Source organism: Pseudoalteromonas sp. CR1 (genome assembly GCF_019392235.1).
GTDB lineage: Bacteria > Pseudomonadota > Gammaproteobacteria > Enterobacterales > Alteromonadaceae > Pseudoalteromonas.
This window is the reverse complement of sequence record NZ_JAHXRM010000229.1, coordinates 1-274: the sequence shown is the minus strand read 5'-3', so window position 1 is coordinate 274 and position 274 is coordinate 1. Positions and strand designations below refer to the sequence as shown.

The window sequence follows — 274 nt, the reverse complement described above, 5'->3', positions numbered from 1 at the left end:
CCTGATGACCCTGCGATCCAGATCACGGGCGCCAGCACTTCGCTGCAGGTCAATCAGGCAGACCTGGAGCGCGCGAGCAAAGCGCTCACCGATGCGGGCATCCAGGTTAAAGCGGCAACATTGGCGGCTGATGCGAAGGGCGGCTTGTTGCGCCTGACCAAAGCAGAAGACCAACTGCCGGCCAAAGACGTTGTGCGCAAGGCCATGGGTGACGACTACGTTGTCGCGTTGAACCTGGCCCAGACCACGCCAAAATGGTTGCGCAGCATTGGCG

General features: G+C 61.3%; 1 pseudogene. It reads left to right on the top strand.

Features of this window, described 5'->3' with window-relative positions:
• A pseudogene (secD, locus tag KZZ04_RS19225) lies at positions 1 to 274 on the top strand (protein translocase subunit SecD); the annotation flags it as partial.